This is a genomic window from Paenibacillus sp. FSL R10-2199 (assembly GCF_038000235.1).
GTDB lineage: Bacteria > Bacillota > Bacilli > Paenibacillales > Paenibacillaceae > Paenibacillus_AQ > Paenibacillus_AQ phytohabitans.
On sequence record NZ_JBBOBO010000001.1, the window covers coordinates 4,598,355 to 4,624,331 of the forward strand.

27 protein-coding genes and 3 pseudogenes are annotated in these 25,977 nt (G+C 48.6%); 18 read left to right on the forward strand and 12 right to left on the reverse strand.

Going from position 1 to position 25,977, the window contains the following annotated elements:
* The first annotated feature begins 107 nt into the window (after positions 1-107).
* Positions 108-513, forward strand: a pseudogene (locus NYE33_RS20005) (VOC family protein).
* A gap of 6 nt (positions 514-519) precedes the next feature.
* Positions 520-681 (forward strand): hypothetical protein, encoded by a 162-nt coding sequence (locus NYE33_RS20010; protein ID WP_341067148.1) that lies wholly within the window; start codon positions 520-522, stop codon positions 679-681.
* Here NYE33_RS20010 and NYE33_RS20015 read toward each other — a convergent pair.
* Positions 649-1,254, reverse strand: a complete 606-nt coding sequence (locus NYE33_RS20015) for a TetR/AcrR family transcriptional regulator (RefSeq protein ID WP_042138025.1) — start codon at positions 1,252-1,254, stop codon at positions 649-651. The two genes, NYE33_RS20010 and NYE33_RS20015, sit on opposite strands and share 33 nt — an antisense overlap.
* A 252-nt stretch (positions 1,255-1,506) precedes the next feature.
* Here NYE33_RS20015 and NYE33_RS20020 point away from each other — a divergent pair, with 252 nt between their 5' ends.
* The 4 genes and pseudogenes from NYE33_RS20020 to NYE33_RS20040 all read left to right on the forward strand — a co-directional run.
* Positions 1,507-2,286 carry a nuclear transport factor 2 family protein gene (locus NYE33_RS20020; protein ID WP_341067151.1) on the forward strand — a complete coding sequence of 260 codons (780 nt, stop codon included), beginning with the start codon at positions 1,507-1,509 and terminating at the stop codon, positions 2,284-2,286.
* Positions 2,287-2,302: 16 nt separating this feature from the next.
* Positions 2,303-3,484: a YhgE/Pip domain-containing protein gene (locus NYE33_RS20025; RefSeq protein ID WP_341067154.1), complete on the forward strand. Its 1,182-nt coding sequence runs from the start codon at positions 2,303-2,305 to the stop codon at positions 3,482-3,484.
* Between the two features lie 338 nt (positions 3,485-3,822).
* A pseudogene (locus NYE33_RS36550) lies at positions 3,823-5,233 on the forward strand (IS1182 family transposase).
* Positions 5,234-5,422: 189 nt separating this feature from the next.
* Positions 5,423-5,719, forward strand: a pseudogene (locus NYE33_RS20040) (TetR/AcrR family transcriptional regulator); the annotation flags it as partial.
* A gap of 168 nt (positions 5,720-5,887) precedes the next feature.
* Here NYE33_RS20040 and NYE33_RS20045 read toward each other — a convergent pair.
* From NYE33_RS20045 to NYE33_RS20065, 5 genes are read right to left on the reverse strand one after another with little or no spacing between them, the layout of a single operon-like run.
* A complete protein-coding gene (locus NYE33_RS20045) occupies positions 5,888-6,184 on the reverse strand; it encodes a spore coat protein (protein WP_042138017.1) in 297 nt (98 codons plus the stop codon).
* Between the two features lie 11 nt (positions 6,185-6,195).
* Complete coding sequence (locus tag NYE33_RS20050; RefSeq protein WP_042138015.1) at positions 6,196-6,396, reverse strand: hypothetical protein; 201 nt, start codon at positions 6,394-6,396, stop codon at positions 6,196-6,198.
* A gap of 31 nt (positions 6,397-6,427) precedes the next feature.
* A complete protein-coding gene (locus NYE33_RS20055) occupies positions 6,428-7,564 on the reverse strand; it encodes a zinc-dependent alcohol dehydrogenase (RefSeq protein WP_341067162.1) in 1,137 nt (378 codons plus the stop codon).
* Positions 7,561-7,947 carry a spore coat protein gene (locus NYE33_RS20060; protein WP_341067165.1) on the reverse strand — a complete coding sequence of 129 codons (387 nt, stop codon included), beginning with the start codon at positions 7,945-7,947 and terminating at the stop codon, positions 7,561-7,563. Before NYE33_RS20060 ends, NYE33_RS20055 begins: the two co-directional genes overlap by 4 nt.
* A 12-nt stretch (positions 7,948-7,959) precedes the next feature.
* Positions 7,960-8,202: a hypothetical protein gene (locus tag NYE33_RS20065; protein ID WP_042138009.1), complete on the reverse strand. Its 243-nt coding sequence runs from the start codon at positions 8,200-8,202 to the stop codon at positions 7,960-7,962.
* Positions 8,203-8,492: 290 nt separating this feature from the next.
* Between NYE33_RS20065 and NYE33_RS20070 the strand changes: the two genes are divergently transcribed.
* From NYE33_RS20070 to NYE33_RS20080, 3 genes are all read left to right on the forward strand, one after another.
* Entirely contained in the window at positions 8,493-9,578 is a 1,086-nt protein-coding gene (locus tag NYE33_RS20070) for an L-dopachrome tautomerase-related protein (RefSeq protein ID WP_341068714.1), read from the forward strand.
* Between the two features lie 23 nt (positions 9,579-9,601).
* Entirely contained in the window at positions 9,602-9,739 is a 138-nt protein-coding gene (locus NYE33_RS20075) for a restriction endonuclease (RefSeq protein ID WP_445669785.1), read from the forward strand.
* Between the two features lie 286 nt (positions 9,740-10,025).
* Positions 10,026-10,187 carry a hypothetical protein gene (locus NYE33_RS20080; protein WP_341067167.1) on the forward strand — a complete coding sequence of 54 codons (162 nt, stop codon included), beginning with the start codon at positions 10,026-10,028 and terminating at the stop codon, positions 10,185-10,187.
* A 193-nt stretch (positions 10,188-10,380) separates the two neighbouring features.
* Here the strand turns inward: NYE33_RS20080 and NYE33_RS20085 are convergent, their stop codons facing one another.
* The 4 genes from NYE33_RS20085 to NYE33_RS20100 all read right to left on the reverse strand — a co-directional run bounded on the left by NYE33_RS20085 (position 10,381) and on the right by NYE33_RS20100 (position 13,631).
* A complete protein-coding gene (locus NYE33_RS20085) occupies positions 10,381-10,572 on the reverse strand; it encodes a hypothetical protein (RefSeq protein WP_336103795.1) in 192 nt (63 codons plus the stop codon).
* Positions 10,573-10,774: 202 nt separating this feature from the next.
* Positions 10,775-11,245: a DinB family protein gene (locus NYE33_RS20090; RefSeq protein WP_336103796.1), complete on the reverse strand. Its 471-nt coding sequence runs from the start codon at positions 11,243-11,245 to the stop codon at positions 10,775-10,777.
* A 316-nt stretch (positions 11,246-11,561) separates the two neighbouring features.
* Positions 11,562-12,668 (reverse strand): glycoside hydrolase family 88 protein, encoded by a 1,107-nt coding sequence (locus NYE33_RS20095; RefSeq protein WP_042138003.1) that lies wholly within the window; start codon positions 12,666-12,668, stop codon positions 11,562-11,564.
* Positions 12,669-12,770: 102 nt separating this feature from the next.
* Positions 12,771-13,631, reverse strand: a complete 861-nt coding sequence (locus NYE33_RS20100; protein WP_341067172.1) for an AraC family transcriptional regulator — start codon at positions 13,629-13,631, stop codon at positions 12,771-12,773.
* A gap of 162 nt (positions 13,632-13,793) precedes the next feature.
* Between NYE33_RS20100 and NYE33_RS20105 the strand changes: the two genes are divergently transcribed.
* On the forward strand, positions 13,794-15,401 hold the full coding sequence (locus NYE33_RS20105) for a glycoside hydrolase family 43 protein (protein WP_341067175.1): 1,608 nt from the start codon (positions 13,794-13,796) through the stop codon (positions 15,399-15,401).
* A 9-nt stretch (positions 15,402-15,410) separates the two neighbouring features.
* Here NYE33_RS20105 and NYE33_RS20110 read toward each other — a convergent pair whose 3' ends face one another.
* Positions 15,411-16,511, reverse strand: coding sequence for a GerAB/ArcD/ProY family transporter (locus tag NYE33_RS20110; protein ID WP_336103800.1), 1,101 nt, complete (start codon positions 16,509-16,511; stop codon positions 15,411-15,413).
* Positions 16,512-16,694: 183 nt separating this feature from the next.
* Here NYE33_RS20110 and NYE33_RS20115 point away from each other — a divergent pair, with 183 nt between their 5' ends.
* The 4 genes from NYE33_RS20115 (at position 16,695) to NYE33_RS20130 (ending at position 21,032) form a co-directional block, all read left to right on the forward strand.
* Complete coding sequence (locus NYE33_RS20115) at positions 16,695-18,203, forward strand: spore germination protein (RefSeq protein WP_076246842.1); 1,509 nt, start codon at positions 16,695-16,697, stop codon at positions 18,201-18,203.
* Positions 18,204-18,249: 46 nt separating this feature from the next.
* The gene (locus tag NYE33_RS20120; RefSeq protein WP_341067176.1) at positions 18,250-19,431 is read left to right on the forward strand and encodes a Ger(x)C family spore germination protein; all 1,182 of its coding nucleotides are present in this window, start codon (positions 18,250-18,252) and stop codon (positions 19,429-19,431) included.
* Between the two features lie 6 nt (positions 19,432-19,437).
* Positions 19,438-19,668 carry a hypothetical protein gene (locus NYE33_RS20125; protein WP_231575152.1) on the forward strand — a complete coding sequence of 77 codons (231 nt, stop codon included), beginning with the start codon at positions 19,438-19,440 and terminating at the stop codon, positions 19,666-19,668.
* A gap of 134 nt (positions 19,669-19,802) precedes the next feature.
* Complete coding sequence (locus NYE33_RS20130) at positions 19,803-21,032, forward strand: MFS transporter (RefSeq protein WP_042137992.1); 1,230 nt, start codon at positions 19,803-19,805, stop codon at positions 21,030-21,032.
* A gap of 90 nt (positions 21,033-21,122) precedes the next feature.
* On the opposite strand, the gene NYE33_RS20135 is transcribed toward NYE33_RS20130, so the two are convergent.
* Positions 21,123-21,437: a winged helix-turn-helix transcriptional regulator gene (locus NYE33_RS20135; protein ID WP_042137990.1), complete on the reverse strand. Its 315-nt coding sequence runs from the start codon at positions 21,435-21,437 to the stop codon at positions 21,123-21,125.
* Between the two features lie 198 nt (positions 21,438-21,635).
* On the opposite strand from NYE33_RS20135, the gene zwf reads away from it, so the two are divergent.
* The 4 genes from zwf (at position 21,636) to NYE33_RS20155 (ending at position 25,975) form a co-directional block, all read left to right on the forward strand.
* A complete protein-coding gene (zwf, locus tag NYE33_RS20140) occupies positions 21,636-23,174 on the forward strand; it encodes a glucose-6-phosphate dehydrogenase (RefSeq protein WP_341067179.1) in 1,539 nt (512 codons plus the stop codon).
* 45 nt (positions 23,175-23,219) lie between these two features.
* Positions 23,220-24,113 (forward strand): phosphogluconate dehydrogenase (NAD(+)-dependent, decarboxylating), encoded by an 894-nt coding sequence (gnd, locus tag NYE33_RS20145; protein ID WP_076242877.1) that lies wholly within the window; start codon positions 23,220-23,222, stop codon positions 24,111-24,113.
* A 224-nt stretch (positions 24,114-24,337) separates the two neighbouring features.
* Positions 24,338-24,544: a hypothetical protein gene (locus NYE33_RS20150; RefSeq protein ID WP_039294632.1), complete on the forward strand. Its 207-nt coding sequence runs from the start codon at positions 24,338-24,340 to the stop codon at positions 24,542-24,544.
* Between the two features lie 162 nt (positions 24,545-24,706).
* Complete coding sequence (locus NYE33_RS20155) at positions 24,707-25,975, forward strand: L-cysteine desulfidase family protein (RefSeq protein WP_341067183.1); 1,269 nt, start codon at positions 24,707-24,709, stop codon at positions 25,973-25,975.
* Positions 25,976-25,977: the final 2 nt, after the last annotated feature.

Here is a 25,977-nt window from a genome sequence, read left to right on the forward strand (position 1 = left end):
TGAGGAAGCCCGAAAAATTTTAGAACGCTACTGACATAAGGCTGTCAGTAGCGTTGTTTTATTATCGGGTATGTAAACATAAAGGAGTATAGGAAGGAGGGTATTTTGTGAATTTTGCTTCTGTACGCATCATTACCGACGATGTGAATCGTCTCGCCGAGTTCTATGAAAAAGTCCTGTGTGTTTCGGCGGTGCACCCCGCGCCTGTTTTTGCCGAACTCGTTATGCCGGCATGTACCCTGGCAATCGGCCACTCCCAAACGGCGCAGCTATTCGGCGCGGGTTCCGTAGTGGCAGCGAGCAATCACACTGTCATCATCAAGTTCCGCGTCGACGATGTCGAAGCCGAATACGCACGCTTGAAGCCAATTGTCTATGATTGGGTAAAAGAACCGACCACGATGCCGTGGGGAAAACCGTTCTATGCTGTTCCGTGATCCCGACGGCAACCTGGTAAACCTCTTCGAGCCGGTGACCGAGGAAGCGATTAAACGGTTTAGCGGCAGGCATTGATTAATCATGTCAGCCGAAACGCAGATAGGCTTTGAGCGATTTGGCCTCTCAGTATCATTGGTCCACCACTGGCTCTCCGGTACAAAGTCGTTAAAAGAAGGGTCATCGATTGTCGCCGAGCAGAGCAACTTTACTTTATTCCTCGAAGGCGATGCCGGCAGCTTTTAAATGTCCATAGGCAACGAGTCTGCTGAACTGAGAAGCAACTTCACCCGCAGGAATAGACAGATCGTTTTTAACCCACCAAATGATAATCCCCATGAAAGACGATACAAGGTATTCGAACAGCAAATCCTTGGACAGCACTAAAGAGAAATTTGCCGCTGTCGGATTCCACCCCTCATTTAGTTTATCTTTAATGATTTTCTCCATTTTTGCGCGGAACGGATAGATTCTATTCTCTTCAATTAGCATGGCGTAGTAAAAAGAGGTGTTATGCGAAATGTGTTCCAGTATAGTTTGCATGATTGTCTCGAGTACAGAAATATTGTAAGGATTCATGCTGATTGGACAAAGAATGACTGCATTTTTTAATTCGCCCAATAACTCATCCATATAGGTATTTAATAAGTCAGGTTTATTTTCGTAATGGAGATAAAAGGTGTTTCGATTGATCATAGCCCGATCGGCAATATCCTGGATTGTTATTGCTTCATATCCCTTTTCTTGAATAAGCGCAATAAACGCCATTCGAATCGATTGTTTAGTGCGCAGTATTCTTAGATCGGTTTTCTTGTTCATTATTTTCGCTCTCCTATATTAAATTAGAGTCGTTAAGCGACAAAGTGATATGAATTGTATGTTATCCCTCAAAACAAAAAATATTGAATATTGAACGTAAAGTTCATCTTAATTATAATGAGCGAAAGATAAATAAACAACATAACGTTCATTATTTATCTAATGCCTATAAACTCGTGACTGAAAGAGGTGAATACCATTTATTGTTAGGCCTAGTAAGGTAACTGTTGAGATAATAAGGAGGATATTCTAATGACATTAAACAATCAAAATGAGTTAGTTATAAAGGCTAAAGCAGTGCTGGAAAGTTTAGAGAGCGGTAATCCCAAGGCGATTACGAATTACATTCATCCGGATCAATATGTTCAGCACAACCTTGCCTTATCCAATGGCCGTGCAGCCATGCTTGGTGCACTTGATCATTTAAAGGAGATAGGTACAAAGGTGAGCATTAAGCGCATTTTAGCCGATGGAGATTATGTTGCCCTTCATTCCGAATATGATTTTTTTGGACCTAAAATTGGCTTTGATATTTTCCGTTTTGAGAATGGACTGATCGTTGAACATTGGGACAATCTGCAAGATCGGGTGGAAAAGACACCAAGTCATCATACGATGATTGACGGACCGGTCATGATTAAGGATATCGACAAGACTGATGCGAACAAAGTAGTTGTCAAAAGCTATGTCGAGAATATACTGCTTGGGAAGAACCCGGACCTGCTTACCTCTTACTTTGCCGGAGATCAATACATTCAGCATAGTCCACATATTGCAGATGGCCTTTCCGGCCTCGGTGCTGCATTGCAGGGTCTTAAGGAGAAGAATATTGAGTTTCAATATACTCAGGTTCATCAGGTTATCGGACAAGGCGATTTTGTGCTTACGGCGAGTGAAGGTCTATTTGATGGTGAACCTACTGCTTTCTACGATTTGTTCCGTGTTGAGGACGGGAAAATCGCCGAGCATTGGGACGTAATCGAGGCCATATTGCCTGTGGAAAAACGAAAGAATTCGAACAGTAGATTTTGAGATTAGATGAAAACAAATGAGCTTATTAAAAAACAAACTAATAGTTACATTACCCATTATCGTTATTGCAGTCATCTTCATTTTTAGTCTGGCTATGATTCCTAGCATCAATCCTGCTCCACATAACTTGCCTATTGCCATTGTGAATGAGGATCAAGGCTTAACGGCTCCAAAAGTAAATATAGGCGAGACGATAGTGTCTGATATTCAGTCAGAAATCTTGGCAAATTCGGATGGAAATTCGGCGATCAAATGGATCGAAGTTGGTAGTGAAGTGGAAGCGAAGTCAGGACTCGATAACCAAGACTATTACGCTGCATTGGTGATTCCCAAGGATTTCAGCGAGAGGCAGGCATCGCTTATGACGCTGGACCCTTCTTCACCCCGGATGCAGATGTATATCAACCAAGGTATGAATGCATCGGCATCTAGTGTGGCAGGGCAAATGCTAAACCACGCGGTTGATGCTATAAATAAGAAGCTGTGTGCTGAGCTATTAGAAGCTATTGATCAGAAGGGCGCTATGCTCTCGACAAAACAAGCCGCTGCTTTAGCTTCGCCAATCGTTAGCGAAATCATCAATGTGAATGCAACCGGTACGCATAGTGCAAACGGGAATTCACCGGTTTTGATGTTACAACCTTTGTGGATGGCCTGTCTAATCGGAAACGTAATTTTCTTGCTTGTCAAAAATAAACAAAATTACGTCAATCGTAATGATCGGCTTTGGGCGAATATAGTCCAATTCCTTTGGGGAGCAATCATTGCTTTGGCAGCTGGCTTTAGCTTCACTTGGTTTGCTGGAAGATGGGGCGTACACACTCCTCATTTCACGGATACCGCTTTATTCTTGGCAATTGCTTATTTAGCATTTTTCCTCATGATAGCTGCTGTTTTCTCCTGGATTGGGTTAAAAGGCATGATTATTTTTGTGTTGTTGCTGTTCTTCGGTGCTCCACTCCTTAGTTTCGCGCCAGAGTTATTATCTCTGTTTTACCGTGATTGGATACTGTCATGGCTGCCGATGCGCTTCATGGTTGATGGGCTACGAGAGTTGTTGTTCTTTGGACAAGGCCTGAGTATGAATCATCCAACATTCGTCTTAATCTGGATCGCATTTGGCAGCCTGTTGGTCTTACTTTCATCTACCTTTAAGGGTTCACGAAAACCAGAGCAGAAGAAAGAGGCGCCGCGATAAATGCGGCCTACTCATAACCGATGAAAGGGGCTGTCCCAAAAGCCAAGATATGGCTGGGACGCCCATTGTTTTTAGAGTCGGATAGACGGTTGCGCTAGGTGAGGACGCTGCGCGAACGGACCGTTGTTCCAATCGCTGTGCTCTCCAGATTTTTTTCATTTCCCTTAGCGGTGAAAATCCGGAGACCAAGGCGACCGCTACCGCTTTTCCACAATCAGTCCGTCCTCTCCGCTGTTTAAGCGGGAAATATACGACAATCCTTCTAAAAATCATAAAAAAAGAAACCTTTCTTTGGTAAAATGGAAGTGCGACCAACCATTTCAAAGGAGAGGTTTCTTTTGTATATTCAATATACCATGGACCAACTTTGTTTGCCAATGGATCTGGAAGAAGACATTCCGGAACATCACCTCGATCGCGCTCGTTAACACAGCCGTCAATCGACTGGACGACTCCATCTTTGACGATGCCTATCCTGGTGGCGGCCGTGACAGCTACGACCCTAAAATGCTCACCAAAGTCATTATCTTCGCTTACACTCAGCGAATAGTTTCGTCTCGCCAAATCGCCAAAGCGGTACGGGAGAACATTCCCTTCATGTGGCTGGCCGGACGGCAGCGACCCGACTTTCACACTCTTAATCGCTTCCGTTCCCAGCGGATGAGAAATGTCCTCGAAACGGTATTTACCGCCGTGCTTCAGTTTCTGGCTGACGAAAAATATGTGTCTCTGGGGCATTATTTTGTGGACGGCAAGTGGCAGAGCACCAAGAAGAACAGGAGTTCCAGGGAAAGGACCTCACCGAGCTCGGTGAATCTTACGAGATGAATAGTGAGAAGCTGGAAACCCTGACCCGGGGGCTGGAGTCTAAGCTCCTGGACAAACCCAAAGATAAACCCCTGAAAAAAGCCGTTTGGAAGCTTCGGAAGGATTTACTGCCCCGATTACTAAAGTACGAACACTACCAAAAGCTGCTAGGGGACCGGAACAGTTTCAGCAAGACCGACCCGGATGCGACTTTCATGCGGATACAAATAGGAACGGAAAACCAATTTATTTTAGCCTACAGTCTACACCCGAGACCGACGGACACCCGTTGTTTACAGCCACATATGGAAAAGGCGCGGCAGATCCTGGGAACTTCCCAGAACGGTGATTGCGGATGCAGGCTACGGCAGTGAAGAAAACTACGCCTACCTGGAAAAGGAATAGATTCAGGCGGTCGTAAAATACGGCAGCTACCACAAAGAAAAGAGCAAAGCTTGGAAAGAGAATGTCGGAAAGATTGAGAACTGGACGTACGACGAAGCCGAAGACAGGTGGACCTGTCCCACCGGACGCATGCTGCATTTTCGCAAAGAAAGTATGGAACTCTTAGAGAGTGGATATGAAATTCGGAAACGTCATTACCGAAGCCAAAGCTGCGAAGGCTGCGAAGGCTGTCCGTTGAAGGAACGCTGCACCAAGGCTGCAGGAAATCGGGAAGTGGTTGTCAGTCTGGAGAGGCTGCGGTACCAGAAGCAGGCTCGGGACATCCTGCGAAGCGAGGAAGGCTATGCTCTGGCTGTACGCCGAATGACGGAACCGGAAAGTGTATTTGGACAACTGAAGAATAACCGGGGCTTCCGGCGCTTTTGGCGATGCGGCATGGAAAAAGTGACGCTTGAGGTCGGTTGGCTTTCGCTTGCGCACATTCTATTGAAGCAAGCTGCAAATGACCAAAAACAAAGAGCAACAATTCTCCAGTGACGGGAGAATTGTTGCTCTTTTGAACGGTTTTGAAAATGAGAAGGATTTGCCTCTACTCGTAGAAAAACTACTTTTGGGACAGTCCCTTAAAGCGATATTCCGCGTTGAGGCCTCTAAGCAACGTTCTTCTGGAACTCAGCCATGAAGAACACTCCCGTCAAGAAACTCACGGCTATAGATGTCGGAAATCTGTCAGTTGCCCTGAACAATCGGAATAAAAACTTACAAGCTTTTTTTGAATCCGGAATGGAGCAACAGATTTTCAACAGATTGAATGCCGTATTATTTATGGTTCAAGATGACGCTGTGCTGCGGCGCTTTATCGAGCCATCATTTTCGATTCAGTATGATATCACCTTGAAACAAGCAATTATGGATTACCACCACATGAAGCAGTATCAATTGCTAAAACCCGAATACCTGAAGATGATAGACAACTCCAATATGGAGGGGGAAATCGTTCATATTTTGCAAACCATCTCATAAGGGGGATTGAGTATATTAAAATCACAATTGATTGGCAACATAAGAATACCAATAGAGAAGGGTAGACGAGAGAACAGAGATTCACAGAGTCTAATGTCTTCGGCTTAAATCAAAAAACGCGCCTGAACCATAGTGGTTTTGCGCGTTTTGTCGGGGACGAATACGGTGTCAGGACGGAATGTTCATAGCGGTCTGAATATTATTCAGATCGAGTTGAATTTGCTCTGGAATATGGTAAGGATGGTAAAGGTTCCGCTCTATCATGTAGATTGATATTTTTTCATAGGAGTCTATGGCTTCGTCGAGCTGTTTCATCAAAATTTGCTTGATTTCTGGGGTGGCACATTCGGTCACGGCCATAGCGTAGTTTCTGACCCCGCTCTTTGCGTTCATCAGAAAATCCATTGCGATCACGTCGTCGGTTAACGTATGAAGCCCTGTCATGTGTTCTAAGATTGGGTTCATGCTATCATCTCCTATAGGTTCACTTTAGACAGAACTCCACCGAGCTCCTGAAGCTGCTGCTGTGATAATTGCACATCTTGCTGCAAAATTTGTAAGAGCTCCGGGTCGGTTACCAGAGCTTGCATAGTTTTGGATTTGGTCAAGCAAACGGTCTTGAACGCAGCTATCTCATGAACCTCCAGCATCTCATGCAAAGCATAATTGGAATTCATTTGGACTGTCCTCCCATATATCTCTCCATATTCAAGGCTTTAAGACGACTTTGATGCAATCGTCCATTTTCGTATCGAACACTTCATAGCCGCGCTTGGCCTCGCTGAGCGGAATGACGTGCGTAACAATGTCTCCAGGGTCAACTTTGCCCGAAGTAACCAACTCGTACATATACGGCATGTAGTGAATGACCGGAGCTTGTCCGGAACGGATATTCACGTTGCGCTGCATGATATCGCCGAGCGGGAATCCGTTATAGCGCCCACCGTATACTCCAGTGACTTGGATGGTTCCGCCTTTGCGGATAGCCTGAGATGCAATGATAAATGCGCTCATAGTGCCGCCCTGCAGTTTCAAACCGCTGGCTAGAAATTCGAGATCGCTCATCTTGCCGTCCATTCCTACAGCATCAATTACGACATCGGCGCCGCCTTTGGTCATTTCCTTGAGAGTGTTGCCGATATTCTTATCCTGTTCGAAGTTTACGATTTCCACATTGTTCGTTCGCTTCGCATGCTGTAAGCGATAATCGACATAGTCGACGGCAATGACCCGCTTTGCTCCTTTCAGCCAGCAGAATTTCTGGGCCAGAAGTCCAACCGGACCGCAGCCAAGCACGATGACTGTATCTCCATTTTTTACGCCGGCATTATCTACGCTCCAGAACGCCGTCGTCATGGCATCAGCGATCAAGCTTAGCTTCTCGTCCGGTTGTTCGCAGCTTTCGGGAATTTTGAAGTGGGTAAAATTTGCAAACGGAACCCGTAAATATTCGGCTTGCCCTCCAGGGTATCCGCCGGTCGTTCCGGAGTAGCCAAAATATGCGCCCATATCCCCGTGTTCATTTGAGTTGTCACATTGGCTTTCAAGATGATTTTTGCAAAAAAAGCATTCTCCGCACGCGATGTTAAACGGGATAATCACACGATCGCCCTTCTTAACCTTTGTCACGCCGGGGCCTACTTCTTCTACGATCCCCATCGGTTCATGCCCGATGACATAGTTCTCCTGAAGGTTAGGGATCATCCCGTGAATAAGGTGAAGGTCAGAACCGCAAATAGCGGTACTGGTGATCTTTACGATCATATCGTCCGGTTTCTCAATCTTCGGATCCGGTACCTCTTTGACCACGACATTTTTAATCCCTTGGTACGTTACAGCCTTCATGCTCTATGTCCTCCAATATGTTCATCTGGGGTACGGTCAAACATCCCTTTACGTGACGTATCATCCGGGAACAAATTCATCTGCCCGATCATCACCGTGTTATTCGCTGAAAGTTGGTCTAGTTGGTACTGTTCGTTAAGCTCGTAAGGATGGAACCATTTTTTACGAATCATGAGCTCTGTAATTTCCTGGTGCATTGCAATCCCCTGCTTAAGATGATTGTGCAGCAGCGCTCTTACATCCGGAGTAGCCGCTTCCGTTAGGGCGATGGACATATTTCGTACACCTTCCTTGGCACGAAGAAGGAAGTCCATTGCAAAAGTCATGTCTGCCATTTCCGGCATATTTAGTGAATTAATCGGGTCTAAATAATCGGCATTCATTGGCGTTCCCCTTTAATGTGTGATAGGTGTCGGGCTATTCGGAACAGGTGCTTGGAAAGGAGCTCTTGCATAGATTGTTTGCAGCTCGGAGATCTGTTGTATGGATTGAATTACGTCTTTCTGCATTAACGCTTTCAGCTCTTGGTCAAAGACCAAGCCTTGCATAAGTTTTGACTTAGCGAGGCAGAGCGTTTTAAAGTTTAAGGCTTCATGAAGTTCCATCGATTCGTGCGGCGCTAGTGTTGGCGTATTCATTGAGATAAGATCACCTCCTTATTCTTCAACGTTAGATTTTCCGACGCATCGGATTTTATACTAAAATTAATTGCCGGAAATCCATATTGCAGCAGCAAACTCATCGCACGCTCGCTTCCTTCAGACAGCAAAGTAAAAACACTTTGTCAACTTATTCGCACGTGATATTCAAATCCGAAGCTTTGGGGAATTCCGTGAAAATATTTAATTATCCAGGCACTTGAACCACATTCAGTCATATAAATAGGTGATAGCAGCTCGAACCTGTGGAGGAGGATTTTATACAAGTGATGTTACCAAGTGAAAATTATTTCGGTAAGTTTGAGGCGGTATTTTTATTTTACGGAGCCATGCCTACAGGCGTTGCTGTTTCTGAAACCGGGCGTATTTTCATTTGCTTTCCGAAATGGGGGGACGACGTTAAATTTACGGTGGCTGAAATCGTTTGTGATACATTACAGCCTTATCCTAGTTTAGACGCTAATGTGGTAAGCCCATTCGATATCTCGACGTCTTTCATTAGTGTCCAAAGTGTCGTTGCTGATGGAAATGGTACGCTTTGGGTTTTGGATACAGGAGCTCCTAATTTCTCAGAACCCATCAAAGGGGGAGCAAAGTTAGTCGCTGTAGATTTAAACTCAAATACCATAAGAAGTGTATATACATTTACGGAAGATGTTGTCCTGCCGACCACTTATCTGAATGATGTCCGATTTGATTTTCGTGTAGGTAAAGCAGGTTATGCTTATATAACGGATTCGTCTTCCCGAGGACCAGGTGCTATTATTGTCGTTGATTTAGAAACCGGTTATGCCTGGAGACGGTTAAACGGAGCAATTTCAACTTCGCCCGATCTCTGTCTCTTACCAAAAGTTGAAGGTGAAATCCTGATGAATCGAAACAAAGACGGATCTACCTCACCCTTTAGATTGGCATCCGATGGCATAGCGATTTCCCCGGACGGCAAGATGTTGTATTTTTGTCCTCTCTCCAGTCGTCAGCTGTACTCGATTTCAACGGAAGCCCTAAGAGACCGAACGATACCGGATACGAATCTACAGTACTACGTGAAGTATTGGGGAGAAAAAGGTGCTTCAGATGGAATGATCACCGATGCAAAAGGAAACGTTTACGCTGGAGACTATGAAAACAATAGTATTCGAAAGATATTTCTGAATGGAATAATGGAAACCATCGCACATGATCCGAGAATTTTATGGCCGGATACTTTTTCTATTGGTCCAGATCAATACTTATATTTCATCGTGAACCAATTAAATCGACAGGCAAGATTTCATTATGGAAATGACCTGCGGCAGAAGCCTTATAGTTTACTCCGTATGAAAATAGACGAACGACCTGCTCCTACCATTTAGTAAATATTTCTGACATTGACAAGGTGGAAGGTGTTCAATTTGAGAAATACTTAGGTCATCTATTCCGGGCGCAAATGTATAAGGCTGAAGTAACCAAAGCTGCTGGAGATTATGGGGTGGATCTCATTATTCAGAAGGATAACAACATCGAAGTGGTATAACAGAGGACTAACCCTTTGCCAGGTACTTTGAAATCCCTAGATTTGATGTGTTATTTATCAAGAGAAAATAGGCTATGATATGAGACGGAAGTCGCATGCTATAGCCTGTTTTTTTCAAAAGCATGACGATCCCGGTGATACCCATCAGATATATGTATAATTCAAAATCAGGAATTTTGATCATACTGTATCCTTTTCCTGACTAATCAAATTGTTTATATAAGGAACTCATTCATAATTTGAACTCATTCAAATTGAAATATTCTGAAGCAGAGTCTGGAAGTCATTGGAAAGAAGAACAGGGGCAAGTGGAATGGGGGAATTATTAAGTATTGCCCAGCGTCTGGTGAAAAAAGCACAAAGATTGACGCAATTAAAGAAGAGCGACATTCGTTGTTTTGAAGCAAGAACAAATCAAGGATTTAATAAATTATACCGATGTTTATGACACTCAGGTCTACCATCAGCAACTTAAACGTCTGGAAGCCATTACAGACCGGTGTATCTCTTCCATACTCAAACGACTCTTTGAAGAATGATACGGTTAAGAACTAAAAAGGAGAGGGCTTTTGTCTGATGCTACCAACACTTTAATTTCAAAGACCGATTTGATCCACGGTTGACGCAAAATGCGAATGAGCTTATTTTTCTTTTAATATAAATAATTCTCTTATAAGAAAACCAACAGCAAAAGAAAGAGAAATTATTGAGATAACACTTAACAATCTAACAGATACCAAAGATGAATAAATTACTTGAAGACTACCTAGTACAATGCTTATTCCAAATATCAAAGAAACAATTATTAAGTCTTTTTGGGTAACTTTTCTCATCTCATTCATTCCTCCTAAAATGGATTGCTAAATATATCCAAATTAAGTTTAACACAAAATGATTATGTATTGCGCAGTACGAAGATGCAGGGACAGAGAGGGGATGCAGCCCTTCTCTCCCAAAGGCAGAGTAGACGCAAAATGCGTAGTAACTAAAAAAAGAAAAGGCGTATCACCTTAATGATTACACCTGTGAGATAGATTAATCCCAAACACGTACTCTTGGAATGTTTGCCGTTCTTAAGTAATCCAGCAATTGGCCGGTATGGACTGATTCATGATATGCGACTCTTAGCAACATGTCACCCAAACTTCTTATATAACCTGAATCAGAACGATCAATTTTAATGCTTGTTAAATCTTCTTCAGAAAATAACTTAATAGATTCTAAGAAGTGATTTCTAAATGGTTCTGCAAATTTCAATTCCGCATTGACGGTAGAAAAAGGTTGTTTTTCGAAAGGAGAATCAAATACCTCCAGACTGCCTCGATTATGGATAGCGAGATGATAATAATATTCGCTTTCTAGAACATGCCTAATCATCTCTATACAAGTCATTGCTTCGTTGTCCGGTTTCCATATTAGTTTTTCTTGAGGAATAGATGTCCAAACTTTAATACTTCTTCTTCGTACTTCATTGAAATTTAAAAGAATTAAATCAATTGAGTTCACTAATTTAGTCTCCTTTAGTTGGTGTTTAAATAATTATATACGAATGAATGTTCGAATAAAAGAAAGCAATTTTGTTTAAACATTACGTCACAGTTCGAGATTACTGGAGCGTGGACGCATACGGCACAGTAATGGTGCTAATTTATCGGAGCGTATTGGACGCAGCAGTTAAAGCTGAGTTAACCTCCGAAAGAATTGCGTTGAAGTCCAATTGCCAGACAGAGTGAGCAGGTTGTTCTGCTGCGCATCCTAAACAACAAACAACGGGTCCCCCAGCATGCGGGGGCCCGCTGTTTGTTGTTATCCAATACGCAGACTAGAAAATACGGTGCTTCCAGCCGTTCAGCTTGGCGACGGCTTCGACATAGTAATAGTCGCCGTAGATCAGCGATACATCGATGAAGGAGTCGCCGCTGCCTGTACCATGCAGCAGAATCGCTTCATGCTCCGGCTGGTCCCAGGTGGCATAGTTCTCGGTCAGTGAACGCAGAATCCGCTCCGCGGCATTTGCGTAGAGGCTTTTCTCGCCTAGCGGCACGATGGCAGCCAGCTCCAGCAAGCCTGAGGCAGCGATCGATGCGGCGGAGCTGTCTCGGAACATCCGCTTGTCGTCTGCCAGCCGGAAGTCCCAGTACGGCACATGATCCTCCGGAAGGGCGGAGATGAAATAATGGGCAATCCGCTTCGCGGTATTCAGGAAACGTTCATCCCCGGTGTGGCGGTAAGTATTAATGAATCCGTACAGTCCCCAGGCTGCTCCCCGGCTCCAGCAGGATTCTGCGGAATAGCCCTGGCCGCCGAAATTCTCGATATATGCGCCAGTCTCGGCATCGAAGGAGAGGATATGCTTGGTCGATCCATCCTCACGCACACCATACTGCATCGCAGTCTCCGCGTGGCTGACCGCAATATGTCTATAGCGCGGATCGCCAGTCACCTTGCTTGCCCAGAACAGCAGGGAGATGTTCAGCATGCAGTCAATGATTACCCAGCCGTGTTTGTCCTCATTCCAGGCGCGGATGAACCTGCCAACCGGATTATAGCGTGCGGCCAGGAAGTTAGCGGCCTCAAGGCCCCGGCGCAGGCCATCCTCGTCCCCGGTCAGAACGTTCTTGATTACGGCTGTAGGCAGGAACTGAAAACCAACATCATGATGCAGCTCCACGGTCGGCTTAACGAACCATTGCTCCAGCGTCTCATCCCAGTGCCAGGCCGCATTCTTATAGTGGTCCTTGCCGGTCATATCATGCATAATCCAGAGCATCCCCGGCCAGAAGCCGGTCGTCCACCAGTCGGAGGCGATATCATCGAACTTACCGTCTTCTCCGGCGAAATGCGGACATTTTCCGCCGATCTGCTCTATCATCCGCGTAACCTTCGTATCCAGCCGGTTCATAACTTCCTGCCAATATGCTGTACTCATCACTGATGCCTCCATTAATTAGAATATGGCCTCAGTATAGCGTCCTATGATTATGGAAAGTTGCACTTTGATATGAAGAAATATCGTTATATTGTCATTTATCTACATGTTCCCTTTCCGGTATTTCAGCGGAGTGGTCCCGAGGACCCGCTTGAACAGCTGATTGAAATAGGAGGCGTTCGGGAATCCGACGGCAATGCCGATCTGCTCCACAGGCATATCGGTCGTTCCGAGCAGCCGGCAGGCCTGCTTAAGCCGCCGGGCGGTGAGATAGTCAACCAGCCGGCCGCCTGTCTCCTGATGGAAGATCCGCGATACATAGGATTTCGACAGATGAGTCTCCTCCGCAAGCTGATCCAGATTAACCTCTTCCTGATAATGAGCCTCAATCCAGTTCATGATCTGCTCCGAATAGCGGAGATTCCGGCGTTCTCCGGTATGGATCATCGATTGCTCGCCTGTTCCGAGACAACTGAGCAGCTGCAGGAGCAGCATCGAGATATCCTCAGGGTCTTCCTCAGACGATTTCATCCTTAATTCATTGTAATTCTGGTAGAACCATTCTATGGTTTCAATCCGGTTCCCGAGATCAAAGCCGCAATACGGGTTGCTCCCCTGCCAGAGAGCAGAGAAGACCGCTTTGCGCTTGCTGAAGCCCTGCAGCAGATTCTCGGCAATATGGGGGTCTAGATAGAAGATCGTGCGTACGAATGGACACTCAGGTGAAACTTCGGAATAGATCCGGTGCAGCTGATACGGCTGGAAAAAAAACAGCATGCCCGGCCGGATATCATACATCTGCTGATTGACCACAATGCTGCCCTGTCCGCCGTGCACGAACATGATTTCACAGCACTGGTGCCAGTGGTAATATCCCTTGTAATGATCGTCGGTATAGATGCGGTAGTCCCAGATCAGAGACTGCCGGTTCGCAAACAGAACAGGTTCGAATAGCTGTTTCATAACGCTTTGCTGACGCCTCCAACATGACAAAATACAAACATTTTATTATAACCCATTATAACTTTCTGTTCTCCCGGGCGCTACAATAAAAACAGGGGTTCTTCTAAGAATCCAATCGGTGCAATCCAATCTGTAACTTACATTAACCAGGGGGTAACATTTATGGCTCCAACCATTGTCAATCCGGTGCTGACCGGCTTTCATCCCGATCCGTCTTTCCTTAGGGTGGGCGATGATTATTATATCGCAACCTCAACCTTCGAATGGTTCCCCGGTGTAGAGATTCATCATTCCCGTGATCTGGTGCACTGGCATATGCTTACCCGTGTGCTGACCGAGACGTCTCAGGTGGACCTGCGCGGCAACGGAAGCTCCGGCTCCATCTGGGCGCCGGCACTATCCTATGACAACGGCTTGTACTATCTGCTGTTTACGGATGTGAAGTCCCGCTCCAGTGTGTATAAGGATCTGCATAACTACCTGATTACGGCTACCAGTCTTGAAGGGCCCTGGAGCCCGCCGGTGCGGCTGAACGGCAGCGGGTTCGACCCGTTCCTGTTTCATGACACGGGCGGACGCAAATGGCTGCTGAATATGCGCTGGGATTTCCGGCAGAATCACAGCAATTTCTCCGGCATCGTGATGCAGGAGTATGACCATGAAAGCGGCAGGCTGACCGGCCCTATTCATGAAATATACAAGGGGACTCCGACAGGTGTAACGGAAGGCCCGCAATTGTACAAGCGCGGAGATTACTACTATCTGCTGGTTGCTGAAGGGGGCACCGGAGTGAATCATATGGTCACGATGGCCCGCAGCCGCAGCCTAACCGGACCTTATGAGACCGATCCGGATTACCCGGTCATGACTACGGCTCATGATCTGACCTATGCCTTCCAGCAGGCAGGGCACGGCTCACTGGTGGAGACGCAGTCCGGGGAATGGTATATGGCTCATCTGTGCACCCGCCCGATCCCGGGTACGGGCAAGCTGAATCCGCTGGGCCGGGAGACGGCGATCCAGCACTGCGTCTGGACCGAGGACGGCTGGCTGCGCCTGGCGCATGGCGGGAAGCTGCCGGCTTTGCGGACCGAAGCGCCGGAGCTTCCCTCGCATCCGTTTGATGCCTTGCCGGAGCGCGATAATTTTGACGGCCACGTGCTGGGTTATCCTTACCAGAGTCTGCGCGTGCCGTTCGAGGAGTCGTGGGTAAGCCTGCAGGAGCGTCCCGGCTTCTTGCGGCTGCGCGGCCGGGAATCCCTGGCATCGCTGTTTGACCAGAGTCTGATCGGGAGGCCGATTCAGCATTTTGCCTGCACCGTAACTACCTGCCTGGAATTCAAGCCGGACAGCTTCATGCAGATGGCCGGACTGGTGCTCTACTACGATGACAAGGACTACTATTATCTGCGTGTAACGGCGGATGAACTCAGAGGGGTAGCTTTAGGAGTCGTAATGTGTCAGGCTGGCAAATATGGGGAAATTTCCTCCATGCAGATTTCGGTGAAGGACTGGGAACGTTACTTTTTGAAGGCAGAGATTAACGGCAGAGATATTATGTTCTACGCTTCACCGGACGGGGAGGTCTGGACGGCGATGTGTACGCCGCTTGATTTCGGCACCCTCTCGGATGAGCATGGCGGCAAGCTGGGCTTCACCGGCTCTTATGCCGGAATCTGCGCCCAGGATCTGGACCAGCAGGCGAAGGCGGCGTATTTTGACTACTTCGAGTATACAGGACTGGACTTCTCAGGCGGGCATAGCCTATAGCTATACAGCTTATGAGGCAGCCGCGCGCTGTCTCACTTTATATACGATCAGCATTATCAGCGGAAGTACGAGCGAAAGCGTGAGATCCCAGTCTACCCAGTAGTCCGGGATCTCTTTTACATAGAATATAATGTTCTTGGCGATGAGCTGGGAGAGTCCGTAGATCAGGAAGGCCACAGGGAAGATCAGCGGACGGTGGCTTTTTAATTTGAATAGCTGGGCGGTCCCGAGAACGAAGGCATAGAAGTAGAGTGCTGTTTTGAAATAGGTTGTGATAATCCAGGCCGTAGCCATCAGTGCTTCAAGACGCTGCAGAAAGTTGGCTATATTAATCTTCTGGGCCAGGATATAGGCTGCATAGAAATTATGCTCTGAGAAATAGACGCCGAGAACGGTTAAAGAGAGGAACAGAATCAGATTCAGACCCAGCGCCCCAAGGATGAGGGCAAGGAAGATATCCCGGTTGATCTTACGGCTCTTGCGGGTGTAGGGATAGACCATGAAAAATACACATAATTCCCCAAACGGATAAAACACGCCGAACAAGACAGCATGCAGCATATCCGGAAAAGGCGTATTCAGAATGGGCTGGACTCGCTCCAGCTGGACCTGCGGAAATAAGAGCACCATCAGGCAAACGAGGAATAAAGCGAACAGCGGAAAAAACACCTGAGCCGCTCTGCCGACCGTCTCAAGGCCCAGACGCAGCCCGTAGACAAGTATAACAATACTCATGAACCGGATGACACCGCCCGGAGTTCCCTCATAGATCTGAGTACACATGAAGTCCTCGATCTCTCTGACATAGGTAGAGGCCGCGATGATGAAGAAGAACAGATAATATACGCCTACCGCACTGCCAATCCACTTCCCCAGAATCTGCTGGCTGAGCTCAATAATGTTTTTGTCCGGATTTATATTCGCAACAGTGACGAACAGGAAGACCAATGCGATTCCCGGCGGAATGCTGATCAGGGCAGCAATCCAGGCATCCTGATGAGCTACAGCAGTCATGGCTGCCGGGTAGACCAGGGCCATATCCCCAATAAAAGTGAAAAGTCCGAGGATTACCATCTGCGCCGTACTGATCCGGTCTTTTTCAATACTCATGTCTACCCTCCATTTACACCTTACTATAGCCCGCAGGTTATATCTTCCCGGAAACCATCTTAGTATGGCATCTCCTTCCAGAATTATGTGTTTCAAGCGCTGGCAACGATTCAGGAATAATTATCAAGCGGTGCTACCAAACTACAACAGAGTGAATGGATAGGGAAGTGGAGGGGAACGACATTGAAAGATGCGGTTAACGGTGAGTTATCCTGCCGGCTGGAAGACAATGATGATCAATTGTACAAACTGCTTGGGCAAAGCTCAGATCTGGTGCGGAAACGTCTGCAGCTGGGGGAACGTACGGAGCTTGCTATTTTTTATATCGATGGTCTGATAGATACACAGCTGCTGCATAACTCAATTCTGTACTCGCTCCAGGAGGGCAGGGTTTCCGGTCTGCTGGAAGAACTGGTTCCTGACGGCAAAATTGAGATGCTGAGAAAACGCGTGCTTATGGCCGGCGATCTTACTGTGATCCATGACTATAAGAATTTCGTTCACGATTTGTTATCCGGGAATGTGATGCTCATGGTGGAGGGGAGCGCTTCAGCGCTGCGGATCGGACTGCCCGGCTGGGAAGACCGCAACGTGAGTGAACCAATCTCGCAATCTGTGGTCCGGGGACCCATGGAAGGCTTCACAGAGAATCTCAGAACGAACACTGCTTTAATCCGCCGCAAAATCAAAGATAGCCAGCTGTGGCTGGAAACCATCCAGATCGGCCGCGTGACGCAGACCAGTGTGTCGATTATGTATCTCAGCCACATCGCGAATGAAGAGCTGGTGCAGGAGGTTAAGCGGCGCCTGAACAGCATTGATACGGACAGTATCCTGGAGAGCGGCTATATCGAAGAGTTCATTCAGGATACGGCGGCGACGCCTTTTCCCACGATTTATAACAGTGACCGTCCCGACACCATTGCTGCAGGGATATTGGAGGGGAAGGTGGCAATCCTGGTTGACGGGACGCCTTTTGTACTGCTGGCGCCTACGATTTTTGTATCGTTTTTTCAGTCGGCGGAAGATTACTATCAGCGGGCGGATATCTCCACGTTGCTGCGGTGCGTACGGTTCCTGGCCTTCTTTGTTACCTTGTTTGCGCCTGCGTTCTATGTAGCCATTACAACCTATCATCAGGAGATGATCCCGACCAATCTGGTAATCAGTCTTGCGGCCCAGCGGGAAACAGTGCCGTTTCCGGCTTTTATCGAGGCGCTGCTGATGGAATTCACCTATGAAATCCTGCGCGAAGCAGGTGTGAGAATTCCCAAGAATGTCGGTCAGGCTGTCTCTATCGTCGGCACGCTGGTCATCGGGCAAGCGGCGGTTGCAGCAGGCTTCATCTCCTCGGCTATGGTTATCATTGTGTCGATCACAGCGATCTCAAGCTTTGTCATTCCCGAAGCAGGGATGGCCATTGCCGCGAGAATTATCCGGTTTGCCCTGATTGGACTCGCCGGGTTCATGGGGCTGTACGGAATTTTGTGCGGAGTGTTCCTGCTGGTGCTGCATCTGGTCAGCCTGCGTTCCTTCGGCGTTCCTTACATGAGTCCGATTGGCCCCTTCAGGGCGGCAGACCTTAAGGATTCCATCTTCAGGCTTCCCTGGCCGCTGCTGAAGACAAGGCCGAAGGAGAATAAAACGCAGAATCTGCAGCGGATGAACACTTCCAAGCGTGAGGAACCTTAATATGTATACAAGAATCAGGAAAGTCTTGACCGCATGCATTCCCCTATTGCTGCTTCCGATGCTGCTCAGCGGCTGCTGGGAACGGAAGGAGTTAAATGAACTGGCTTTTGTGCTGGCTCTGGGGCTGGATAAAGCCGAGTCGGGCTACAAGGTATCGATGCAGGTCGTCATTCCGTCTTCGATTACATCACAGGGGGCCGGGGGTTCAGGGGCAGGCGGGGTTCCGGTAGTCACCTATGATTTTACAGTGCCGACGATCTATGAATCGCTCCGCAAGTTCAATCTGGTCAGTTCGCGTTCGCCTTATCTGGGGCATATCCGTGTACTCGTTATCGGAGAAGAGCTGGCTCGTGAAGGGCTCGGTGAAACGCTGGATGTGCTCAAAAGAAGCCGCGAGCCGCGTATGGACTTCTTCATGCTTGTGGCGCGGAATACGACCGCAGAGAATGTGCTCAAAGTCCTGACGCCCCTGGACAGGCTGCCGGCGAATAAATTATTCAACGCACTGGACAAGTCCTATAAGGTCTCCGCCAAGACAGCTGCGGTTACACTGGACAAATTCATAGAGGATGCGCTCTGCGAGGGAGAGAATCCGGTGTTGACCGGAGTAGAAGTGCAGGGAAGTCCCGAGGCAGGCGGTGAGAAAATAAATATTGAACAAACCATTCCGCGTGCAAGGCTTAGCTATAATGGGGTGGCTGTATTCAAAAGGGCGAAAATGCTTGGCTGGCTGGATGACAACGAGATTGTAGGATACAACTATGTTATTGATAACGTAAGCAAAAATACAGGGCACATCAAAGACAAAGATAACGGAAGCCTGGTAATCATCGAGGCACTGTCGACTACAACCAGGCGCAAAGTGAAAATCATCGGCGGAGAGCCGCATATTTATCTGAAGGTCGAAGCTGTAAGCAATGTGGAGGAAGTAGAGGGTTCCGGCAAGCTGGATTCGGAGAACAAGATTAGACAGTTGGAGGAGGAATCGGAGGACCGGATTATTGAGCGGATGAGGCGATCGGTTGAGAAGGTCAACGAACGCTTTAATGCTGATATTTTTGGCTTCGGCCAATCCATTTACCGGTCCTACCCCCGAATTTGGGCCAAGCTGCTGGAGCAGAACAAGGAAGGCTACCTCAAAACGCTGCCTATTCATTACGATGCCAGTGTGACAATCAACCGGATCGGTACGATAGACAATTCTTTTCTTGACGATATCAAGGAGTGAGCCTGTATGTTGCTGGTGCTGTTGTTTGTCATTATAGCCGCAGGCTGTATTGCGGCGGATTTGCCCTCCCTGAAGGGCAGGGCTAAGCGGCGTGATCTTATGGTTTACGGCGTACTCTGGATTGGCGGATTGGCGGCGACGATCTGCACACTGCTGCGGATTCAGGTCCCAAGCCCGCTGCTGCTCATTATAGTCATCTACAAGCCGATCAATGATCTCGTGGCATCATGGTTCTAACCCGTTGACCCGGGAGCGGGATGAGAGGACCGCCCAGCTGTGCAAAAATTCACTTTGAAAAGGTAACAATTATAATATAATCCCAATAATTAACTCGGGCTGGAATATCAGCGAGGTGAAAGGCGGGATGCAAAGTGGAGAACAATCAGCTTCAACGGAAATACAGTGTATTTCTGGGCGTCATATTGTCGGGGTATAATGTGGCTGATAAGCTCTATGGCGCGGTTTTTATCATTTTGATGAGCTTGCGCGGCGTGGATGCCTTTCAGATCAGTATCGTGTTTGCCGTTTCTTCACTGTCCATGGCTGTCTTTGATTATCCGAGCGGGAATCTGTCCGACATCTATGGGAGAAAGCGCATGACGGCGGCCGGGTTCATAGTGTGGGGAGCGGGACTTTGGTTTTTTGCTGCTGCTGAGGGTCTCGCTTTATTCATCCTCGCCTCCATAGTGATGTCTTTGGGTGTAGCGATGATCTCGGATTCTCCCCAGGCCTGGTACATTGATCAGCTGGAAGAGCTGGGAATGCCGGATTATAAAAAAATTGCCCTGCCCCGCATCAGCGGGTTTGTCTCGGCATTTGCCATCGTCGGCGCATTGCTGGGTACGGTGAGCAGCAGCGTTCATTATGTTCTTCCGGTGGCAATTGCCGGCGTGCTGGCGGTAGGCCTGGGCATTTATACCTGGCTCAGCTTCAGCGACAACTACGGAAGCAGAACGCAGAGCAGCATCCTCAGGGAGATCTATGCCAGCTCGGCCGATTTCGCCCGCAGCACAGAGATGCGGTTTATTCTTCTGCGCAGCATCCTGACACATACCGCCTTGCTGGCCTTTCTGTTGTCCTGGCAGGTATATGGGGTGAATGAGCTGGAATTTCCGGTCAGTGCCCTCGGGGTCCTTCTGATTCTGTTCATGGGAGTAATCAGTGTATCGAGCTTCCTGGTCTCCTATCTGGCCAAAAAAGAGGTTGCTGCCGTCCGGATCATCGTCTGCGGAACTGTAATCTCTGCACTCGGACTGCTGCTGGTTGGATTGTTTCCGCATAAGGCTGTATTTATTGCCGGTCTGGTGCTGTTTGAATTCGGGCTCGGGATGGATATGTCTTCTTCAGGTGTCTGGGTACAGGATTTCATTCCCGGGGCCAAGCGGGCGACCTTCTCCTCCGGACTGTCAGCACTCAAATCACTCGCCGGGTTCCTGATTACGCTGATCCTGGGGATCATGGCCAAGAATCTCGGGTATGCCTTCATCTGGTGCTTTGCGGCCGCCTCACTGCTGGGATCCAATGTCGTGCTGCTCTATTTCAACACTAAGTATGTACGGGCAGGCAGCGGAGCAGACGGAGAGAAGACACTGGTGTCCTGATTCTGAGAGGCTTAATTTATACTATAAAAGCTAACAACAGCAGGTCTTCTTCCCGGAGATCTGCTGTTTAGCGTGTTCAGGGCAGCGGCATTACAGCCATTTCATCGCCCATGCCTCGACGGGCAGGAGCGCCGTACCCAGCTCCTGCCCCTTGGCAGTGAGCGAATATTCCGTCCGTACCGGTCGGTCAGGAATGACCTCGCGGCTGATCAGGCCGCATTCTTCAAGCTCCTTCAGGCGCTCGTTGAGCATACGTTTGCTTAGATCGGGGATGACCGTGTGCAGCTCACTGAACCGTTTGGTGCCCTCCATTAACACATGGATGATCAGATTCACCCACTTCTTGCCGATGATATGATGGACATGCTCGACTTTGGCGAGCAAGGGCTTAAGCTCCTGTGTCATGCGGATTCCACCTTATAAAGTTATTATTAATATCCACCTTACTATAACATAGTGAAAAGTGCGTGAAAATAAGTACTTTTCGTAAATGTCGAAATGAGGTTGACGAATGGATTCTGCAGTCGTATGATGAGTGTTATAAAGTTTGTGAGTAATAATAAGTAACCACATAAACATTTGATAATTACGGGAGGAATGAAAGTGGAATCATCATCATTCGTACTATTTGGCGCAACCGGGGATTTGGCCAAACGCAAAATATACCCCGCCCTATATAACCTGTTCAAGGATGGCAAGCTTTCTGGTCCTCTCTCAGTCATTGGCCTCGGCAGAAGAGAGCTGTCGAATGAAACCTTCCAGCATCAGGTGCTGGATTCACTGCGCACCTTTTCGCGGCGTCCGGTTGAGGATTCAGCAGAGCTGCAGAATTTCCTGCTGGCTTTTGAATATAGCGTGCTGGATGTCGGACGCCCCGAAGATTATGTGAAGCTGCTGGGCCATGTGCAGCGCCGTGAGGAAGAGCTGGGACTTCCGCAGAACCGGATGTTCTATCTATCTGTCGGACCTGAATTCTTCGGTGAGATTGCCCGTAACATTAACTTCAGCGGACTTGGTGACACGAAGGGATGGAAGCGGCTGATTATCGAGAAACCGTTCGGACGGGATCTGCAGTCGGCACGGGTGCTTAATGAAAGCCTGAACGCTGCTTTTAAGGAGGAAGAGATCTTCCGGATTGACCACTTCCTCGGCAAACCGATGGTGCAGAACCTTGAGGTGCTGAAATATTCCAATCCTGTACTGCGGGCATTGTGGCAGAACCGGTATATCGAGAGCGTGCAGATTACGGCCAGTGAAACGGTCGGTGTGGAAGAGCGGGCAGGGTATTATGACAAGGCTGGCGCGCTGCGCGATATGTTCCAGAACCACATGCTGCAGCTGCTTATGATGATGGCCATGCAATTGCCCAAAGGCAGCACCCCGGAAGATGTCCGCAGCAAGAAGCGCCATGTGATCCGTTCGGTACGGCCATTGCTCCGTGAGGAAGTGACGCAGCATGTGGTACGCGGCCAGTATGCAGCGGGTGAGCTGCGCGGGCAGCAGGTTCCCGCTTATACGGCTGAACCCGGCATAGAGGCCTCTTCACAGAATGAGACCTACATCGCCGCCCGGCTGTGGATTGATGACCCGCTTTGGAAGGACGTGCCTTTCTATATCCGCACCGGCAAACGCATGAAGGAGAAATCGACGCGGATTGTTATAGAATTCAAAGAGCCGTTTAATGATTTGCATAATAAGAACAGAAGCAAGCTTGCCCTGGACCCTAACCTGCTGGTGATTGATATTGGCCCGAACGAAGGGATCTCCCTTACCTTGAATACCAAAAATCCGCGCCAGCACGGACAGCTCGAGCCGGTCAGCATTAAGCATGAGTCGGGCAACCCCGATCTGCCGGAAGCCTATGAGAACCTGATTTATGATGCTTTACTCGGAGATGCCACCTTCTTTGCCCATTGGGATGAAGTTGAGTTGTCCTGGCAGTGGGTTCAGCCTATAATCGAAGCAACAGCAGAAGGGACGCTTCCGCTTCATCTGTATCCAGCCGGTTCCTTTGGACCCCAGGCTGCTGATGAACTCCTTGGAGAGCATCACTGGTGGCTTGATGAACCGGAGGCTGTGGAGCATTCCGGGGTCCGCCAGACACAGGAGCTGAATCCGGAAGCCGTCCGGCCTGGTGCGTGAGCGGCGGCATAATCATCTAATCTATAACATTCGGAGGGATTTGCAATGAAAGTCGGTTTAATTGGACTAGGCAAAATGGGCTTCAATCTCGGCCAGAATCTATTGGAGCACGCACACGAAGTCGTGGCTTATGATGTGAATGCCGCTGCGGTGCAGGAGCTGGAATCGAAAGGAGCTGCCGGTGCGGGAAGTCTGGCGGAGCTTACAGGCAAGCTGGAATCGCCGCGTATTCTCTGGATCATGGTCCCGCACACCTTTGTGGATTCGGTGATCTCAGAACTGACGCCGCTGTTGTCGGAGGGCGATATCATCATCGAAGCCGGGAATTCTCATTATAAGGAGTCGATCCGCCGTCACGATGAGCTTAGCGCCCACGGGATTTATTTCATGGATGCCGGAACCTCAGGAGGGATGGAAGGCGCACGCAATGGCGCTTGTTATATGATCGGCGGAGATGAGGAAGCGTGGGCGGTCGTCGAGCCGATTTTCCGCGATACTTCGGTCGAGAAGGGGTACCTGTATGCCGGCAAATCCGGCAGCGGACACTTCCTGAAGATGGTCCACAACGGGATTGAGTACGGCATGATGGCTGCCATCGGTGAGGGCTTTGAGGTGCTGGAGAAAAGCGGCTATGACTTCGACTTCGAGCAGGTGGCCCGCGTCTGGAATAACGGCTCGGTCGTCCGCTCCTGGCTGATGGAACTGATTGAACGCGCCTTCTCCAAGGATGCCAAGCTGGATGAGATCAAGGGAATCATGCATTCCTCCGGGGAAGGCAGATGGACGCTGGAGACCGCATTTGATCTGCAGGCGGCTACGCCGGTTATCGCCATGGCGCTGCTGATGCGCTACCGGTCGCTGGAGACCGATACCTTCACCGGCAAAGTAGTTGCTGCGCTGCGTAATGAATTCGGCGGCCATGCTGTGGAAGCGAAGTAAAGGAAGCGGCAGGGGCGGCAGTTGCCTGACTCTGGTTCTATAAGATAATAGCAGTGTGAAGAGCAGCAAATCCTTAGGGTATTTGCTGCTTTTTTGGTGGCCGGGCAGTGTCTTTGAGTCGGAGGCAGCCGGCTGATAGCGGCTCAACCCTGCGGCATCCGGAATTAGACAACCCGCACGGAGCATATAGGTACAGAAACACGAAGCAGACGGGGGATGAACCAGTGTCTCGTAATCAGGAATTTACAGTGTATCTGATCACTAAGGGTGATATCATCCGGTTTATTGCAGTTGAAATTGTCATTGGCAGCATGACGTATTCACTAGCACTGAAGATTTTTCATAATGCTATTCTGGCAGGTGCGGGGGGATGGGCCTGTACTGAAGGGCTGAAGCGGCTGGGAAAACTCGGGTTGTTACTTGGGAAATAAAAGAATTCACGATTTCAGCCGGATGGAAATGAAGTGACCCGCTGGTTAATGGTTAATAACGGGGATTCCCCCAGGCTATCAATCTGAGGTACTATATAGGAATAGTTATATAGAGAGAGATAGAGGAATGGTGATTCGCGTATGGTTAACCTACTGGAAGTATTGATAAAAGAAATTGTTCCGGCAGAAGGCTGCACCGAGCCGATTGCGGTTGCCTATGCAGTCTCTTTGGCGGCTGAACAGGTTGAGGGAGAGATTACTTCGATTCAGCTGTTCCTCAGCGGGAATATTGTGAAGAATGCGATGGGTGTAGGGATTCCGGGCACCGGGCAGACCGGTCTGCCGATAGCGGCAGCCTTGGGTGCAGTGATCCGCCGTTCTCACCGCAAGCTGGAGATTCTCTCCGGACTTACTCCCGAAGAGCTGGCGAAGGCTAATGCGATGATCGAGCAGAAGCTGCTCTATGTGGAACTGAAGGATACCCCTGAGAAATTGTATATTGAAGCCAGGGTATGCAGCTTGAATCATACAGCGACTGCAATTGTAGCCAAAGAGCATACGAATGTAGTATTCCTGTCCAAAGACGGCGTTAAGCTGGAGCAGGGGATAGACAAGGCGGATTGCGAGGAGTCAGACACGCTGGACCCGGAGGTATATTCGGTTTCATTAGAAGAAATATATGAGTTCATCCAGACTGCGGATTTCTCTGAGCTGCGGTTTCTGCTGGAAGGAGCGCGGATGAATAAGGCGATTTCGGATGAGGGGCTGCGCGGAGAGTATGGCCTGCAGGTGGGCAGGAAGATGAGCCAGCAGTCGGCTGTCAATCTGTTCGGTAATGATGTGGCGAACCGGATTATTGCCGCGACGGCAGCGGCCTCCGATGCGCGGATGGACGGCAGCGCCATGCCTGTCATGACCACTGCGGGAAGCGGAAATCAGGGCATTGCCTGCACGATGCCGGTAATTGCCCTTGCAGAGCTCCTCGGCAAAGATGAGGAGACACTGGCAAGAGCGATGGCGCTCAGCAATCTGATTACCATTCATGTCAAGCATTATATCGGCCGTCTGTCCCCGCTGTGCGGATCGGGAATTGCCGGCGGAGTAGGGGCAGGGAGCGGTATTGTCTACCTGATGGGCGGCACGCTGGAGCAGATCAAGCGCTCCATCCAGAACACTATTGCTTCTACTTCCGGAATGATCTGCGATGGTGCGAAACCGACCTGCGCGCTCAAAATCTCAACCGCCACGAACGCGGCAATCCAATCCGCAACACTGGCGATGAACGACATTTCAGCCAGTTTGAATGACGGGGTAATCTTTGAGAAGGTTGAAGATACAATCAAGAATATGGAGACACTGGTCCAGGAAGGGCTTGCGGCAACCGACCAGGCCATCCTGAACATTATGCTCTCCAAAGGAGCGGTATCGTAATA